13 protein-coding genes are annotated in these 16,568 nt (G+C 67.8%); 8 read left to right on the top strand and 5 right to left on the bottom strand.

From position 1 onward, the window contains the following. Positions 1-7 precede the first annotated feature (7 nt). Genes KDK95_RS14635 through KDK95_RS14615 form a run of 5 tightly spaced genes read right to left on the bottom strand, consistent with a single transcriptional unit; the run spans position 8 to position 5,642 of the window. Positions 8-1,498 (bottom strand): VirB4 family type IV secretion system protein, encoded by a 1,491-nt coding sequence (locus tag KDK95_RS14635; protein ID WP_212518699.1) that lies wholly within the window; start codon positions 1,496-1,498, stop codon positions 8-10. 18 nt (positions 1,499-1,516) lie between these two features. After that, positions 1,517-3,043 (bottom strand): SCO6880 family protein, encoded by a 1,527-nt coding sequence (locus tag KDK95_RS37705; RefSeq protein WP_372463326.1) that lies wholly within the window; start codon positions 3,041-3,043, stop codon positions 1,517-1,519. A 5-nt stretch (positions 3,044-3,048) separates the two neighbouring features. Next, positions 3,049-4,569, bottom strand: a complete 1,521-nt coding sequence (locus KDK95_RS14625; protein WP_212518697.1) for a hypothetical protein — start codon at positions 4,567-4,569, stop codon at positions 3,049-3,051. Continuing rightward, positions 4,566-5,285, bottom strand: coding sequence for a DUF8175 domain-containg protein (locus KDK95_RS14620; RefSeq protein WP_212518696.1), 720 nt, complete (start codon positions 5,283-5,285; stop codon positions 4,566-4,568). The genes KDK95_RS14625 and KDK95_RS14620 overlap by 4 nt, the downstream gene beginning before the upstream one ends. Before the next feature lie 45 nt (positions 5,286-5,330). After that, positions 5,331-5,642: a hypothetical protein gene (locus KDK95_RS14615; RefSeq protein WP_212518695.1), complete on the bottom strand. Its 312-nt coding sequence runs from the start codon at positions 5,640-5,642 to the stop codon at positions 5,331-5,333. Positions 5,643-5,885: 243 nt separating this feature from the next. Here KDK95_RS14615 and KDK95_RS14610 point away from each other — a divergent pair, with 243 nt between their 5' ends. The 8 genes from KDK95_RS14610 (at position 5,886) to KDK95_RS14575 (ending at position 15,708) form a co-directional block, all read left to right on the top strand. After that, the gene (locus KDK95_RS14610) at positions 5,886-6,416 is read left to right on the top strand and encodes a helix-turn-helix domain-containing protein (RefSeq protein ID WP_212518694.1); all 531 of its coding nucleotides are present in this window, start codon (positions 5,886-5,888) and stop codon (positions 6,414-6,416) included. Between the two features lie 64 nt (positions 6,417-6,480). Beyond that, the gene (locus KDK95_RS14605) at positions 6,481-7,005 is read left to right on the top strand and encodes a hypothetical protein (RefSeq protein WP_212518693.1); all 525 of its coding nucleotides are present in this window, start codon (positions 6,481-6,483) and stop codon (positions 7,003-7,005) included. Next, complete coding sequence (locus KDK95_RS14600; protein WP_212518692.1) at positions 7,002-8,255, top strand: MAB_1171c family putative transporter; 1,254 nt, start codon at positions 7,002-7,004, stop codon at positions 8,253-8,255. Before KDK95_RS14605 ends, KDK95_RS14600 begins: the two co-directional genes overlap by 4 nt. Beyond that, positions 8,252-9,481: a cytochrome P450 family protein gene (locus KDK95_RS37415; protein ID WP_212518691.1), complete on the top strand. Its 1,230-nt coding sequence runs from the start codon at positions 8,252-8,254 to the stop codon at positions 9,479-9,481. Before KDK95_RS14600 ends, KDK95_RS37415 begins: the two co-directional genes overlap by 4 nt. A gap of 10 nt (positions 9,482-9,491) precedes the next feature. After that, complete coding sequence (locus KDK95_RS14590) at positions 9,492-10,490, top strand: C40 family peptidase (protein ID WP_212518690.1); 999 nt, start codon at positions 9,492-9,494, stop codon at positions 10,488-10,490. Positions 10,491-10,659: 169 nt separating this feature from the next. Next, positions 10,660-11,370, top strand: a complete 711-nt coding sequence (locus tag KDK95_RS14585; RefSeq protein ID WP_212518689.1) for a WXG100-like domain-containing protein — start codon at positions 10,660-10,662, stop codon at positions 11,368-11,370. A gap of 1 nt (position 11,371) precedes the next feature. Beyond that, complete coding sequence (locus KDK95_RS14580) at positions 11,372-15,310, top strand: deaminase (protein ID WP_212518688.1); 3,939 nt, start codon at positions 11,372-11,374, stop codon at positions 15,308-15,310. A gap of 8 nt (positions 15,311-15,318) precedes the next feature. After that, positions 15,319-15,708: an Imm1 family immunity protein gene (locus KDK95_RS14575; protein WP_212518687.1), complete on the top strand. Its 390-nt coding sequence runs from the start codon at positions 15,319-15,321 to the stop codon at positions 15,706-15,708. Positions 15,709-16,568 lie beyond the last annotated feature (860 nt).

Here is a 16,568-nt window from a genome sequence, read left to right as displayed (position 1 = left end):
CTGTGGACTAGATCATCCGCTGGTTCGTGTAGAACCAGGCGCGCTCGGATTCGGTGAGCTCGAGCCGGACTGCGGCGGAGTGGTGGCGGCCGGCCTTCCAGAGGGCGTGGCCGATGTGAGCGCCGCCCCACGAGGCGATCTGCGCGCACTCCGGGTCGGTCAGGCCGATCGCATCGCGGGTCATCGCGAGCGGCGCGGTGTCCTGGGCCAGGCAGATGCGCACGTCGCAGCTGGCGATCAGGTTCGCGGCGATCGCGGCCTCGGGGCTGCCAGCCGCGCCGACGGTCTCGAAGTCGGCGAGCCGGTGCGTGGCGAGGATCTGGATCGTGCCGGTCGCGCGCGACAAGCGCAGGTCGCCGTCGAGCTTGCGGACCAGCGCCGGAATACGCATCGCCCGCCACAGCTCGTCGCGGACCACGAGCCTGACCGGACCTGCCGGGTCGTCGATCGCAGCCTGGCCCCAGGAGGAGACACAGGCGAGGATCATCGCGATCGTCGTGTCGCCGCGGCCGTCGAAGCGGCTGATGTCCACGCTCTGAATCGGCGCGGTGAAATCCAGGCCCACGCTGGTCGGTCCGTCGAACACGCCCGAGAGAGAACCGGTGACCATCGCGCGCAGGGCGTCGGCAACCGGCCGAACGACCTCGCGCAGTTCGTCGACGTCCCGCAGCCGAAGCTCTCGAACCATCTCCTCGGTCGGATCGCGCAGGAATGACCACACCTGCGGAAGGGTCGGATCCGTCAGTGTTCTGCCTCCCGAGGCCCGGCCAGTGGTCTGGTCGATGGCCTGGGAGATCGCCGCTTCCTCGGTGGGCGTGAGCGGTCGACCGAGCTTGGTCGAGAGCAGCGCGTCGAGCAGCATCAGCCGACGGCGGTGGATCTCGGCGAGCCGTTCGTCCAGCTCGACCGGGTCGGATGGCAAATCCTCGCCGAGCGGGCCGGCATCGAGCGGGTTGAGCCGGGCCGGGAGTCCCGGGCCGAGTTCGACCGGTGTGACGCCGAGCGCGGCGGACAGCTCTTTGTACTCGTTCTTCAGGTCACCGAGGATCAGAGTCTTGACCCCGTAGGACATCAACCGGAGCGAGAGAGCCTTGATGTGGGCCGACTTCCCCGCTCCGGGGATGCCGGTTACCAGAATGTTCGGATTGGTGATCAATCCGCGGTGCAGCCACGCGATCGGATGGCAGGAGAACGCCGCGCCGGTCAGCAGATTCGTGCCGATGTACGCGCCGAGCGGTGGGACGGACTCGCCGTAGAGGAACGGGTAGAGGCCAGCGAGTTGCGCGGTCGCCGCCCTGTAGACGCGGGGTGCGGGGGCGACGGCGGCACGTCCGGCGTACGGGCGATTGGTCCCGCGCCGAGGAGCTGCCGCAGCCGGCCGCTCGGTGCGTTCGCGCGGGGTGGCGGGCACCGGTGCGTCCGGAGCGAGTGGACGAAGCTGCGCGACATCGACGGACGGGAGACTGGTGGCCAGCGCGAGCTGGCGGCGACGAGACATGGGAGTGCGCATCGAGAATCACCGCCGGACCGGAAGGCCGAGCCCGACAGGAAGGGTCATCGCGAATCCGGTGTCCTGGGCGCCGTACATCCGACGCAGCTCGATGCCGACGAGCGCGGCGCCGGCTTCGGCTTGAGCGCACGCGTCCGCGAGCTCGGTGGGGTCGACGACGGTGACCGTGAGGTAGCCGGTGAAGCGGGCGAGACCCGATCCGGTGGCGTGCGCGAGGTCCTGGGCGTCTGCGCGATACAGCTCGACCTGCTCGGTCGCCGAAGCCGCCTGCCCCGTCCGCGAGCGAAGCCGCAGGCTTACTTCGCGCTTGGTCTTCTCGACCATCACAGCCTTCTGTGCGGCGCGCGGCCCGAGCGGCTCGATCACGAAGGAGAACGAGCGTCGGTGGACGGTGTCCGCGAGCAGCGCGGCCAGCGACGTTGCGAACACCGGCGAGATCGGCCAGGCGTGTACCGCGTACGTGACTGAGACCGCGCCGTCGTGCTGGTACGACGACCACGATGCGCGCGCTGCAGCAGGTCCCGCCAGCGAGGTGTCGAGACCCGCCGGAATCGCCGGGACGCCGCCGCTGAATGTCTGCTCGACGGCCTCTGCGCGACGGTGGTCCAGCATCTCGGCGACGTGCGGGTCGAACCCGACACGGATGATCTCGGCGAGCTCGCGCGTATCCACCCAGCCGGTCACGCTGATACCCGCGCTTGCAAGCAACGGACGCAGTGCCCGCACTTGCTGCTCCAGGACGCGACACGCTCCGGACTCGCCGCCGCCGGCCGCGCGTATCGTGGTGGCGGTTCGCCGCGCGTCGAGGCTGATCGCAACCCAGGTCTGACGTCGGCACGTTGCCGGGGCCGCGGTGGTCAGTAGCGCCTCGTTCGCCATGACCGAAGCGAGCGGAGCCGCCGGGTCGAGATGCTCGGTATGCCAAGAGCGCAGCGCGCCGACGGTCTGCGGCATCGTTCGGGAGACGAACTGTACGCGTGCGATCGGCTGGTCTTCGATACACAGTGAAGCGAGGACTTCGCCCCATGCGGCGACCATCGACTCCGCGCGGTCCGGGTCGACCAGGCCCAGTCCGATCGACTCGACGGTGGCGACCGCGGTATACGTGCGGTTGTGCGGGTGATGCAGTACGGCGAACTCGAGGTCGGTGCCGTCCTGCGCAGTCAGGATTCGAAGCGGAGCGAGCACGCCCGGAAGATCGAGTCGCGGCGGCTCGGTACCGCGGCCCGGTGCGAACGCGCCGGACAGGAACGTCGTCTTGTGGCGGAGCCTGAGCAGGTTGTAGGAGACCACTGTGATCATCCATTCGTCGAGGGTGCGCCCGGCCACGCGCGTGTAGGCGCACGCGGCGAGGAGTGCGGCGATGGGTCCGACCAGCGCGAGGCGAGCGATGTGGCCGCTCGCGACAGGTTCGAGACCGAGGAAGGTGGCGGCGCCGACGAGTGCGGCGCGACGTCCGGAGAGCCCGAGTAGGAAATGCACGCGCTCGCTCTGCCACCCGGAGTACGTTCGAGCATTGGATTTTGTGGCCATCGAGATCACGCCCCTGTTCGAGTCGTAGCGCTGGCTTTCGACGTGGCCTGAGTTGCCGAGGCGCCGCCCCGGGGTTCAGGGCCGTTGGCCTGCCCCGAAGGCTGCGGGGACTGGCCCGAGCCTGACTTGGGCACGCGGACCGAGCCGTAGGACGGGTAGCCACCGGGGTATGCCGTCGGGTTGGAACCGTCCAGCCCGGCGTGACCGGCCTGCTGCTCCATCCGGGAAGCCACCGCGTTGATCGACTTGTGCAGCGTCTGGAGCGCGGCCATCGCGATTCCAGCGGGACCGGCTGCGGCTCCAGCTGCTGTCGCAGCCCCGGCAGCCGCGCCACCGCCCCCGCCCGCAGCGGCACTTGCGCCACCGCCACCTGCTGCCTTCGCCCCGGCCGCGCTGCTACTGCCCGCACCACCAGCGATACCGCCGCTAGCCGCACCGCCATCGGCGCCGCCTCCGCCGCCGCGTGCGGCGTTGGCGGACATCGCTTGGCGCTCGGAGAACTTGCCGAATCCACCCGGGTCGATCCCCGGGCCTCCGCCCGCGGACCGGTTTGCGACCGCACCGACAAGTGCGCCGACGCCCATCGCGCCGCCCATCGCAGTTCCGGCGAAGGTGAAGAACCGTGCCACGGCGGGCCACGCGAATACGGCCATGAACAGGACACAGAACCCGGAGACCAGGCTGGTGATGCCATCGGAATGGCCTTCCATGTCGAGTCCGATCACGAACACGAGCGCGACCACGGGCTTGAGTAGCGCAAGCTGCACGCCGGCCTTGACGAGCTTTCGCCACCACTCCTGTGTGACCGAGCCGACTTGACCGGCCGCGCTGATCGGCGCAGTGGCCACCAGGACGCAGAACACCGCGTTGCGCAGCACGAGCTCGAACCAGAGCGTCAGTACGATGGCGATGCCGAGCAGTCCGAAGATCAGCAGCATCACCGACGGAATCTCTGGGCCGTTTCCGGAGCTCAGCGTGAACAGCACGATCAGCCGCTTGCTGAAGCCGTCCATGCTGGTCCCGCTCGCAGCCACGATCCAGTGCGCGAGCGAGTCGGATGCCCTCATGATCTGCTGCGCCACCGCGAGCGTGAACATCGCAGCGAGTCCCGCCTTGACCAGCCCGGTCAAAGCCTGAGCCAGAGGCGCTCCGGAGCGGGTCCAGACAACCGCGCCGGCCTGGATGATCAGCAGGATCAAGGCGACGATCATGCCGAGTGTCAGGCTGATGGCGTAAACGCCGCGGATCGAGCCGATGTCGGGGTCGGGCATTGAGGCGAAAACGCCGCCGAACCATTGAAGGACTGTGGTGAACGCGTCGACGAAGGATCGGCAGATCGAGTCCCATGCTGAGCCGGCAACATCCGCGACTGCGCCGCCGGCCTTCGAGGCCACCCAGTGCAGCGCGTCGCTCGGCAGGTTCTGCACGTCGGACAGGCACTGGCCCAGATCTCCGGAAGAGCATCCGCTGTTCGAGCCGGCGCTGCTCGAACCGGTCGCGGTGAAGCCGACGGCCTCGGCGATCACGGCGCACCGCCCGTCGTCGCGACCAGGCCCAGCCAGCCTCGGTCCACCGCGGTCTGAGTATCCGGCGTCGCCTCAAGGCTGGAGTAGTTCCCTGCCCCGCCGATCGCCGCGAGTTTCCAGTCTCCGCCGGCCCACTCCACGTGTACCGGGAAGACGCCGGTCGTCTGCGCGATACCGCCGTGGGCGTTGACGAAGGTGCTCGAGGTCAGAAGCAGAACCAGCGCCTCGGCGGACGTTGCGTCGCGAAGCTGGTACATCTCGGCGGTTGTTTCGAAGGAGACCGTCGAGGCCAACGGCCCGCTCGTCGGCAACTGCAGGTCGCTGCGCAACGTGACCGTGCTCTGCGCGAGTGCGGCCGGGAGCGCGCTCGCCGCCGGTGCTGCGGCCACGCGCACCACGGACGCGGCGTAGTCGGGGTCGAGTGTCGACGCGACGGCGTCGAGGTATTCGACCGCCGCGCTGACCGCGCCCACCGCGGTGTGCGGGTAGCCGATCTGGATGCCGTCGGCGAGCCGAGCGCCCTGGACGAGGGTGATCGCCCCGGACGGAACAGGTACCGGCAAGTTCGACGGGGTGGGGGAGTTGCGAGCCGGATTCGCGCTGCTCCGGCCGTGCGAGCTCGCAATCAGCGGTACGACGATCAGCGCGGCGACCAAGATCGAACTCGCGGCGAGAGCTGCCGGGAGAAATCGCTTGGTGCCGATAGGGTTACGCATCGTGACTCCTCGGGGTGGCGAAACGCCAAGGTGTAAGGGGCGGGGCTAGACCATGTGGTACGACGAGGTGACCAATGTGCCGCCGACCCCGATGACGATCGTTCCGATGACGGCGCAGATCAGCGTGACCTTCCCGCGCTCGGCCATCTCGGCGCGGCGCGAGGTGTTCCCCAGGGCGATCATGCCGCCCGCGATCACGATGGCGCCGAGGCAGCACGCCAGCGAGCCGTACTTAAGCCAGCTGAGCAACGTGCTGATGGCGGAGGCCCCGTCGGGCGCGGCCGGAGCCGGGTCGGGGATCACCCCGAGATGGATGAGCATCTTCGCGGCCACGTGCTGGAGAGCGATCGAGATCATTGCTTTCACCTGCTCCTTTGGCTGGTTTGGCGATGTTCGGTAAGCCCGAGGTGCTAGCTGTGGCGCTTCGCTACTTCTCGGAACCGGGCCAACTGTTCATCTATGCAAACAGGATGAAACCACCATAAGATCACCCAAGGCGGACCTGTCAACCGGAGCGAACGAGGTAAACTGAAATGGCCCAGAAGTGTTCACGGCAGCCAACGGCGTTCCTGCAGTTGGCACACGGAGAAGGGACGCACGATGAGCAAGCAGTCCGCGGGCGCAGGCGAGGAGCCGCCGATTCCTGCTGGGCCTGCGGCATCGGCTCCGTCCGACGAGCAGCAGACGCTCCCGCCCGACAATGTCGAGCCGAGCGTCATCGCGCAGCGGCTCCAGTTCCTGTTCGACAACAAGCGCAAGCCGGACGGCAAGAAGTACTCGTACCGGGAAGTGCTCAGGGAGATCGATGCCGCCGGTGGACCGTCGATGTCGGTCGGCTACCTTTCCCAGCTGGTCACGGGCGTACGAACGAACCCGATGATGGACGCGATCCAAGCGCTGGCGAAGTTCTTCGACGTGCCGTTGTCATACTTCGACGCGCACGAGAACACCGAGGAGACCAACGCGCAGCTCAAGCTCGTGGCAGCGCTCCAGCACGCCGGAGTTCAGGACGTTGCGATGCGCACCGTCGGCCTGCCGCCCGAGAGCGTCAAGCTCGTGCTGGGGATGATCGACATGGTGCGCGAACGCGAAGGACTGCCCCCAGCCGAGGACCCGGGCACGACCGAGTAGCCCAACCCCGCAGGTTCACCCGGCTGTACGAACGTGGGTGCTTTCGTGGGTCGGGTGAACCGCGATGAACCGCGAGCAGTCGCGTAAGGAGTGCACGGCGCTCGCCGAGGGTCTATGGCTGCCCGACCCTTTTGAATTGGCCGAATTCTGCTCGTGGTTCGGTCGCCAGCAGGGCCGCGACGTCGTCCTGCTCTCGCACGCGATGGCCGTCGGCGGCCTCTGCGGCACGTGGATGAGGACGGCTCAGGCCGACTACGTCTTCTACGAAGCGAGCACTTCGAAGCTGCACCAGACGCACATCGTCCTCCACGAGCTCGCCCACATCCTGCGCCGTCATGTACCAGGCAGTGAACTCAGCAAGGATCTCGTACGCACCATCGCGCCCGGGATAAGGGCCAGCGACGTCTTCCGCGTACTTGGGCGCGACTCCTACAACGACGACGACGAGTTCGAAGCCGAACTCATCGCCACGTTGATCCTGCGCCGAATCGGCCGTCAGAAAACGCGTGAAGCGCCGAAAGCCACGAACCCGACCGCTGAAGAGATCATCGCTCGCATCACCAACTCTCTGTCGCGAGGTGACCAGTGAACGACACCCTCTACCCACTGGCCGCGTTGTTCGCCTGGGTTGTCGTGCTCAGCCGGACTAGGCAGGTTCCGGCGATGCGCAATCACCCGGCACGCCTAGCCACTTGGTCGCTCTACCTGTTCTTCGCCCTGATCTTCACAGTGGGCTGGGAAGCGGTCTGGAACAGGCTCGATTCCTGGACCGGGCTGCCCGAGTCGAACACACTCATCGCGATGTGCCTGGTCGTCTGTTACAGCGCGAGCGCCCTCGCTTTGCTGCAGGTGTGGTCCTACCCGCTTGATTGGGCACGCCGGCGAGTCAGAAACACGATCGTTGCCGCGGCTCTCGTCCTCACTGCGATGATCGTGCTCTTCCTGCGAAGCGCTGCGGCACACCACCAACAGCAGGCGTTCAAGGCGTGGTACGGCGGATCAGTCGAGTACGAGGTATACCTCCTGATCTACCTGCTCACCTACACCGCGGCCGAGATCGAGCTCATCCGTCTGTGCCGCCGCTACGCGAGGCTGACGACCCGCAGCTGGCTCCGCACCGGACTGGTCACGACAGCCATCGGCGCCGCAATCGGTCTGCTCTACGCACTGATGCGCGTGGCCGACATCATCGCCGCCCGCGCAGGCGTCGACATCTCCAGCCTCGAGAACGTGGCCGAAGTAGGGGCCGGACTCGGCGCCCTGCTCGTGATGGCCGGACTCACGGCGCACACGTGGGGCCCGCGCATCTCCGTCCCTGCTCGCCGAGTTCGACGCCTCATCGCCTATGCGCGGCTGCGGCCGCTCTGGGCACGCTTTTACGAGCTCGATCCCTCGATCGCGTTCGACGATCCCCGCAGTTCGAGTTCCACGGGAGCCCTCGGCAGGGTGCGCGCAGCGACACGCGTGTTGAAGGACCCGGAGTATCACGCCGGCCGCCGCGTCGTTGAGATCCGAGATGGGATCCTCACTCTTCGCCCGTACCAAGACCCCGGCTTCGCCCAGCGCGCCCGCGTCTTCTACAACCGCCACGGCCTGGTCGGCGACGACCTCGACGCCGCGGTCACCGCCGCAGGAATCCACGCCGCGCTCGATGCGCGCGAGGCTGCACCACCCCTCGACCAAGCCGATTCGTCCGCCGCGGGAAACGTCCCAGCCGACCTCGACGCCGAGCTGGCGTGGCTGTTGAAGGTGACCGAGCACTTCAGTAAACGGTCCACCGCGTCGAACGAGCTCACCGATCCCGACCCTGACCCGACCCCGACCGGAGGTACCTCGTGAACCCCGCCCACCCCTTCACCGAACCGATCGAGATGGTCCCGCATCTGTCCGGCTGTCCTTACGAGGCATACGCGGCATTGCGCGAGGACGGCGGCGCCCACCAGGCGGTCAAGCCCAGCGGCGGAGAGGTCTGGGTGATCAGCCGGTACGCCGACGTCAAAGCCCTGCTGTCCGACCCGCGCCTGTCGATCGAGACGCGCAACTCCCGCAACGGCTACGTCGGCTTCGGCCTACCCCCGGCGCTGGACGCACACCTGATGAACGTCGACGACGAAGCCCACGCGCGACTGCGTCGCCTGGTCTCCTCCGCGTTCACGCCACGCCGCGTCGAAGCCCAGCGCGAGCGGATCAAGGCTGCGGTCGACCAGCTGATCAACGCGATGGCGCCGAACGGCCGGGCCGACCTGGTGGCCGAGTACGCGGCGCCGATCCCGGTGGTCGTCATCTGCGACCTGCTCGGCATCCCCGAGGAGGACGGCGCCGCGTTCCAGAGCTTCACCCGGTCGCTAATGGATCCGAACGACCCGAACCGGCCCTCCACCCGCGATCTGGTGGCCGGCATGACCGCCTGCCTGATCGGGCTGATCGAGCGCAAGCGCACCGAACCGGCCGACGACCTGCTCACCGCGATGATCACCGCCCGGGACGGCGACGACCGGCTGAGCGAGAACGAGCTGACCTCGCTCGCTTTCCTGATCCTGTGGGCCGGGTTCGAGACCACCGTGCACCTGATCGCCAACGGCATCGCCGCTCTGCTGGCCGAGCCGCACCTCGCCGAGATCGTGCGCGAGCAACCCGACCCGCACACCCCGACCATGGCAGCCCTCGTCGAGGAGCTGCTGCGCCGCGACGGGCCGATGCTCACCGCCATCCGCCGCTTCCCCACCGAGGACCTCAAAATCGGCGAACGCACCGTGCCCGCCGGCGACACCGTCCTGTTCGCGCTCGCCTCCGCCAACCGCGACCCGCAGCAGATCCCCAACCCCGACGAGATCGACCTTGAGCGGGTGGGCAACGGCCACGTCGGCTTCGGCCACGGACCCCACTACTGCCTCGGCGCCCCCCTCGCCCGCATGGAAGTCCGCGTCGCGCTGTGGAGCGCGATCCACCGCCTCCCGGACCTCGCATTGGCGGTCTCGGCCGACGAGCTCCCGTGGAAGATCGACCACCGCCAGCACGCCCTGACCGCCCTGCCTGTCGCCTTCACCGCCCAGTCCACTCGATGAGGAGAAGCAGATGCCCGTCAAGACCGCCGTAGCCGCCGCCATATCCGCCCCGCTGCTCGCCGTCGCCACCCTCGCCGCCATCGCAGGCGCTGTCGGCGCCGATTCCGACTCGACCACCAGCTCCATATGCAGCACCGGCGCAACAGGCCCGGCCGATACGAAGAACCTGACCACCGCGCAGCTAGCCAACGCGAAGATCATCGCCGACGTCGGGGTCAGTATGGGCGTGCCGATGCCCGGCGAGACCATCGCCATCGCCACCGCACTGCAGGAATCCGGCCTGCAGAACCTCGACTACGGCGACCGCGACTCCCTCGGCCTTTTCCAACAGCGCCCGTCCCAAGGCTGGGGGACCGCAGCCGAGATCATGAACCCGACCTACGCGGCCCAGCAGTTCTACAAGCAACTGCTGCAGGTCCCCGGCTGGCGCTCGATGTCCACCACGGCGGCCGCCCAGGCGGTCCAACACAGCGCATTCCCCGACGCATACGAGAAGTGGTCCGCGGAGGCATCGGCCCTGGCAACCGAGTTCACCGGCAACGCCGCCACGTGCACACCCACGGACTCCGGCGACAACACCGTCGCCGCCGCGGCCGTCAACGCCGCCGGCTACAGCATCCCTGCCGGCACTCCCGCGCCAATCGCCGCGGTCATCACGTTCGCGCTCGCCCAGCTCGGCAAGCCGTACGTCTATGGCGCCACCGGCCCGAACGCCTACGACTGCTCCGGCCTGATCCAGGCCGCATACGCGCGGATCGGAGTGGAGCTCCCGCGCACGACCTTCGAGCAGGTCAAGGTCGGCAGCCCGATCTACAACGTGAGCCAGCTCCAGCCGGGAGACCTGCTGTTCATCCCCGGCTCCGACGGAACCGCTTCGGCACCCGGTCATGTCGGCATGTATCTCGGAGACAACCTTCTGATACAGGCGCCCGAGACGGGGCAGCGCGTAAAAATCAGCCCGATAAATCAATGGCTGAATTCTATTGTTGCGATGCGCCATGTCACATGAGCTGCGGCGATTGCGATGGGCGCGCGACACCTGCGATGCCATCATTCCCTGACAGTCGTTGCCGCCGATTCGCTGTGCTGGTAATCTCACCCGGGCAGTACGGGACGGTACGCAACGGGGGTGTTGCGGACCGCTTGTGACAGGACTGGCATGGGGAGGGTGGTCGCTGGTGGCCGCGGATGATCTGCCGGGTCCGGTCGTGACGTTCTTGAACGTCATCGGCGTGCCCTGGCCGTACCTGAACGAAGACCAGGTGCGCGAGTTCGCTTCGATGGTGCGGGAGTTCGGGCAGGCGGTCGAGCAGACCCACCAGGATGCAACGGCAGCAATAAAGAACATTGGTGAGGCGTACCAAGGGGCTTCGACGCGACAACTGAACTCGGGCTGGTCCCACCTATCGGCGCAGCACGTGGATGAAATCGTGGAGGGGTGTCGGATCCTGGCGGAGGCACTGGATCTGGGGGCGGACTACGTGGTCGCGCAGAAGCTTGAGGCGGTTGGCGAACTGATTGGTATGGCTGCGGCGTTCGTGGCGGATCAGGCTGCCGCGGCGGCGACGTTCGGGCTCGCGGAGGCCGGGGCGCCGCTGATCATCGAAGGTGCGAAGATGCTGCTGGAGACGCTGAAGCAGCAGATCATCCAGTACATCGTCGGCGAGATCGTGGAGGCGGCGGCCAAGCCGCTGTTCGCGAAGGTCGAAAAGGCGCTGGCCGGGCTGGACTGGTCGAACGCTCCCGGTGGAGAGTCCGGGATGGGCGAGGGGTTCTCGATTGACCCGGGTGCCGTGGCGCAGCATACAGCGGTGTTGCGTGGACATGCGGAGACGATGCGGGGGCACGCCGAGCGGCTGCACTCGGGGCTGGGAGGGTTGAGCTTCTAATATGGCGGCCGGGGGCGAGGAGAAGGCCGTATTCGTCGGCCTGAAGAACGACGCGCAGGAGTACCTGCCGCAGGCAGCGCATAAGGCGGCGCAGTTCGCCGAGGACACGTCCCGAACGGTGGACCAGGGCGTTACCGCGCATCTGGACGGTGACGCGCAGCTCGGCCGGGACATGACGAAGATCGGCGAGCATCCGCCAGAGGCGACTTCGGTCCATTCGCCGGCCCAGAGCGGGGATCCGTTCAAGGGCCAGGGGGTGACGTCGCAGGCGGAGTCCGAGGCGAAGAACTTGGCGGCCGAGACGGATCAGGAGGCTCAGGAGGGCGCGCACCTGGACGGGGAGGGCGGCGCGACCGACGACCCGATCGACCTGGTGACCGGAGAGATGTTCCTGCCGCAACAGGACATCGTGCTGCCCGGGGTCCTGCCGCTGTCTCTGGAGCGTCGGCATGGTTCGGCGTACGGCTACGGGCGCTGTTTCGGGGCTACGTGGGCCTCCACGCTCGATCAGCGTGTCGAGATCGATGACGACGGGATCCACCTGGCACTCGAGGACGGGCGGGTACTGCACTACCCGGTCCCGACGGTGCACGGCCAGCAGGTCATGCCGTCGCACGGGCCGCGCTGGCCGCTGAAGTGGGACCGCAAGGACGACATGATCACTGTGGAACTCGGTGATCGCGGCTGGATACTGCAGTTTCCGCCTGGCTCGACGCCGCAGATCTGCCGCCCGCTCGCCGCGATCGCCGATCGCGGGGGCAACCGGATCACGTTCGTGCACGATGCGGACGGGATCCCGACTGATGTCTACCACTCGGGCGGCTACCACGTGCGGCTCGATGCGATCGAGACCCGCGGCGGGGTGCGCATCAGTGCCCTGAAGCTGGCCGATCCGTCGGGCGGGGCCGAAACGCTGGTTCGCGCCTTCCGCTATGACCACGCCGGACGGCTGACCGGTGTGGTCAACGGCTCAGGCCTCCCGCTCGCATTCGACTATGACGAGCACGACCGGATCACCCGCTGGGTGGACCGGAACGGGTTCGAGTACCGCTACACCTACCGAAGCGACGGTCGCGTCGTGCGCGGCTCGGGCAGCGGCGGGTACCTCGATGTCGCGCTCGACTACGACCTCGTCGCCCGGACAACCACGGTCACCGACGCGCTCGGGCACGCCACCGTCCACCACTGGAACCAGCGTCAGCAGACCGTCAAGGCCGTCGACGCGCTCGGACACGAGCAGCTGATAGAGAAGGACGCGTTCGGCCGCGTCACGCAGACCACCGACCAACTCGGGCAGATCACCCGGATCGAGCGCGACGGGTTCGGCGACCCGGTGCGCATCACCCGTCCGGACGGGACCGGGCTCGCCATCGCCTACACCGCGCACCGGCAGCCGGCCGAGGTGGTTGGATCCGATGGCGCGCTCTGGCGCTATGAGTACGCAGCGTCCGGCGCCCTGGTCGCGGTCACCGACCCGACCGGCGCCGTCGCCCGGTACTCCCGCGACGAGCAAGGGCGGCTGACCTCGGTCACCGACCCGCTCGGCGCAGTGAGCACCATCGCATGCAACGCCGCAGGGCTTCCGCTCCGCGCCCAGGATCCGCTCGGCGCGGCGATCGAGATCCAGCGGGATGCGTTTGGTCGGATTGCCGCAGTGACGGACCCGACCGGGGCTACCACGACGCTGTCCTGGACGGTGGATGGGCAGCTGGCTGAGAGACGCTACCCGGACGGGTCTTCCGAACGGTGGGAGTACGACCCCGAAGGCAGTCTTCTCGCGCACACTGGTCCGCACGGCGCGGTAACCCGCTACGAATACGGGCCCTTCGAACAGGTCGTCGCCCGCATCGAGCCGGACGGTGCACGCTACCAGTTCGCTTATGACGGCCAGCTTCGTCTGACCGAGGTGACCGGGCCGACCGGCCGAACCTGGCGCTATGAGTACGACGCGGCCGGGAACCTGATCTCCGAGACCGACTTCAACGGCGCCACCCAGACCTACGAGCTCGACGCTGCGGGTCGTCTCGTGCGGCAGACCAACCCTGTAGGACAGCAGATCACCTACACTCGCGACGCGCTCGGACGGGTCATCGAGCGGCAGGTCGGCGCCGCGCGATACCGCTTCACCTACGACGCCGCCGGGGCCATCACTCGCGCCGAGGGACCGGGTGCGCTGCTGGAATTCACGCGTGACGTGCTCGGCCGGATCCTGACCGAGAGCATCGACGGGCGGGTGACCGCGAACACGTACGACGCCAACGGACAACGCGTCACCCGCACCACCCCGAGCGGAATCCTGGCGAGCTGGACCTACGACGCCGCCGGCAAGCCCGCGGCGCTCGAGTCGTCTGCCGGACGACTTGGCTTCGACTACGACGCGGCCGGACGCGAGACCACGCGCTCTCTCGGCCCGGCCGCGAGCCTGACGCAGAGCTTCGACGCCCTCGGCCAGCTCACCGGCCAAGCGATTTGGGCCTACGAGCAACCCGGCCCCCAGGGCGGGGCTGCGAGCTGGCGGGCGGTGCAGACCCGCACGTACAGCTACCGCGCCGACAGACTGCCGACCGAGATCGACGACGCGTTGCGCGGAAACCGATCCCTCGCCCTCGATCCGCGCGGCCGGGTCACCGCCGTGACCGGCGCGAACTGGTCCGAGACCTACGCCTACGACGAACTCGGCAACCTCGCCACTGCGACTGCCGAGCCCGCCGCCACGCCCGCGGCGGACAGCGAGACCGACAGCGCCCGGCGCGCGATCGACGGCACGCTGATACGCCAGGTCGGACCTACCAGCTACGACTACGACGCGGCCGGTCGGCTGATCCGCAAACGTCGCCGCACCCTGTCCGGCGTCGTCAAGGAATGGGTCTACGCCTGGGATGCCGAAAACCGGCTCCGGCAACTGACCACGCCCGACGGCACGACCTGGCGCTACTCCTACGACCCGCTCGGCCGCCGCACCGCGAAGCACGCCACCGCCGCGGACGGCACGCCCGGCGAGACGGTGACCTTCAGCTGGGACGGCGACCGCCTGGCCGAAGCCATAACCACCAACCCCAACGGCACCATCCGTGCCCTGACCTGGGACTACCAGCCCGGCACCTACACGCCCGTCGCCCAGGTCCGCCGCACCTGGGCCGATGACGCTCCCCAGGACGAGATCGACGCCGAGTTCCACGCGATCGTCACCGACCTCGTCGGCACACCGACAGAACTCGTCGACCCCGAAGGCCGCGTCGCCTGGCACACCACCAGCAGCATCTGGGGCCGAACGATCACGGCACCCGACAGTACGGCTGAGTGCCCGCTGCGCTTCCCCGGCCAGTACCAGGACGCCGAGAGCGGGCTGCACTACAACTACCACCGCTACTACGACCCCGAGACCGGCGCCTACCTCAGCCCAGACCCCCTCGGCCTGCAACCATCCCCGAACCCGCAGACCTACGTCGACAACCCGCTCGGCTACCTCGACCCCCTCGGCCTCGCAGGCTGCCGCTATCAGACCGGCAACGGCGCCACCCCGGACGGGGACCCCTGGGATGACCTCGCCACCTACCGCGCCAAGCAGGGCATGCCCGCCCAGGGTTCTCCACTCGACCAGCACACCGCGTCCCGGCTCGACGTCGACGGGCAGTCCTTCTACGGCCGCAACGGCCACGGCATGCCCACCGACATCAAGGTCAACGCACAAACGAAGACCCACGCCGAGGGACAGTCGTTCCAACGCGCCAAGAACTTCTTCGGCGGCAACGCACCCGCGAAGGAGGCAACCCTCTACGTCGACCGCGACTTCTGCAAGTCCTGCGGCCCGAACGGCGGCGTCGGCTCGCTCATGCGCGGCCTGGGCATCGACCGGCTGACGGTACACTCCCCATCGGGAACGTTCATCATCGACGCCACCAAACGACCCTCGATACCGGTGCCCGTCCCCACACCCTAGGAGCTGCCGTGAACCTGACCGTCAACACCTGGGACGGCCCCATCGTCCACAGCGACGAAAACAGCGCCCCCACCGCAGCCGACATCCAGACCGCGATCGCCCGCCTGGACGGAGCTGCGACCAGCGAGGTGACGCTGACCCGAGAAGACCCCTTCGCCTACTTCACCGTCGGCGGCGGCCCCGAGCTCTACCTCGTCACCGGTGAAACCGCCGACGAGGAAATCCTCCAGCTCACCGACCCCGGTGCCGGCGACGAGACCGTGCCCCTCGTGTGCGGCGGCCAACTCGCCGACTTCGCACGCCACGACCTCGTCGACCGCGAAGCAGCCACCCGCGTGCTCACCCGATTCCTGGAAAGCGGCGACCACGACACCTCGCTACCGTGGGATGTCCAATAATCTGAGTAGCTCGGATGTTCGGCGCCCCTGTTCAAGGATGACTGGACCACTGAGACGCTCCTTGAGGTTGCGGACGAGTAGCTGCCAGTCATTAGGCGGACCACCTTGTCGGAGTCCTTCGTCATCGCCGTCGTGACGAGTGCCTCTTCACGCTTCTCAAACAGATCGCTCGGTTTCGGCAGGTCGCCCATCGACAGCTCAGCCGCGCCGCGTTGACCCAGCGAAACCTCCGCGGTCCAAGACTCTAAGCCGGTCGCGGACCGTTCTTTCATTAATTGATGCGCGCGCTCAATGGTTGGTGCGTTCCCAGTGGGCAGGACCATCACTGTGGCCTCGCCCGCGTCAGGAATGAGCATCAGCACCGTCTGGGCACGCACACCCCGGCGTAGGGCTGCCTCTCCCGCGCCGTGCAGCGCTCTCGCCTTTGGTGCAGTTAGTCCAGGTCAGTTGCCACTGGCAGATCCTATCGTGTCAACGGCCACGAAGTGACCTTTCATCGCGCTGCGATCGAAATCGGCGATCTTCGCTTGAAGCCCAGGCAGCGTCGTCATGGGGACACGGTATGGCATCGCCCGATCGACTATGCTGTATCAGCATCCGTTGATGCGGAATCGTGTCCGCTGCGGCCTGGTGGGCACGGAAGGCCCGGCGTGACGACGCACTCGAGGCCGCCGCGGCCACCCGCAGCGGGAACCTGACCGGTGCGATCTTCCACAGCGACAACGGTGCCCAAGGCGGATTCAATCGGTCGTCGCAACACCTCGATTCTGGAGGTGTGCGGTGGGTCGTGAGGCGAAGGACGTGCCGGAGGGGCGAGCTGGTGGTCGGCGGCAGTGGGCGGCGGATCGGGCGTTGCGGGC

The organism is Actinospica acidithermotolerans, from assembly GCF_018139625.1.
Taxonomy (GTDB): domain Bacteria; phylum Actinomycetota; class Actinomycetes; order Streptomycetales; family Catenulisporaceae; genus Actinospica; species Actinospica acidithermotolerans.
This window is presented reverse-complemented; position numbering and strand designations above follow the sequence as displayed.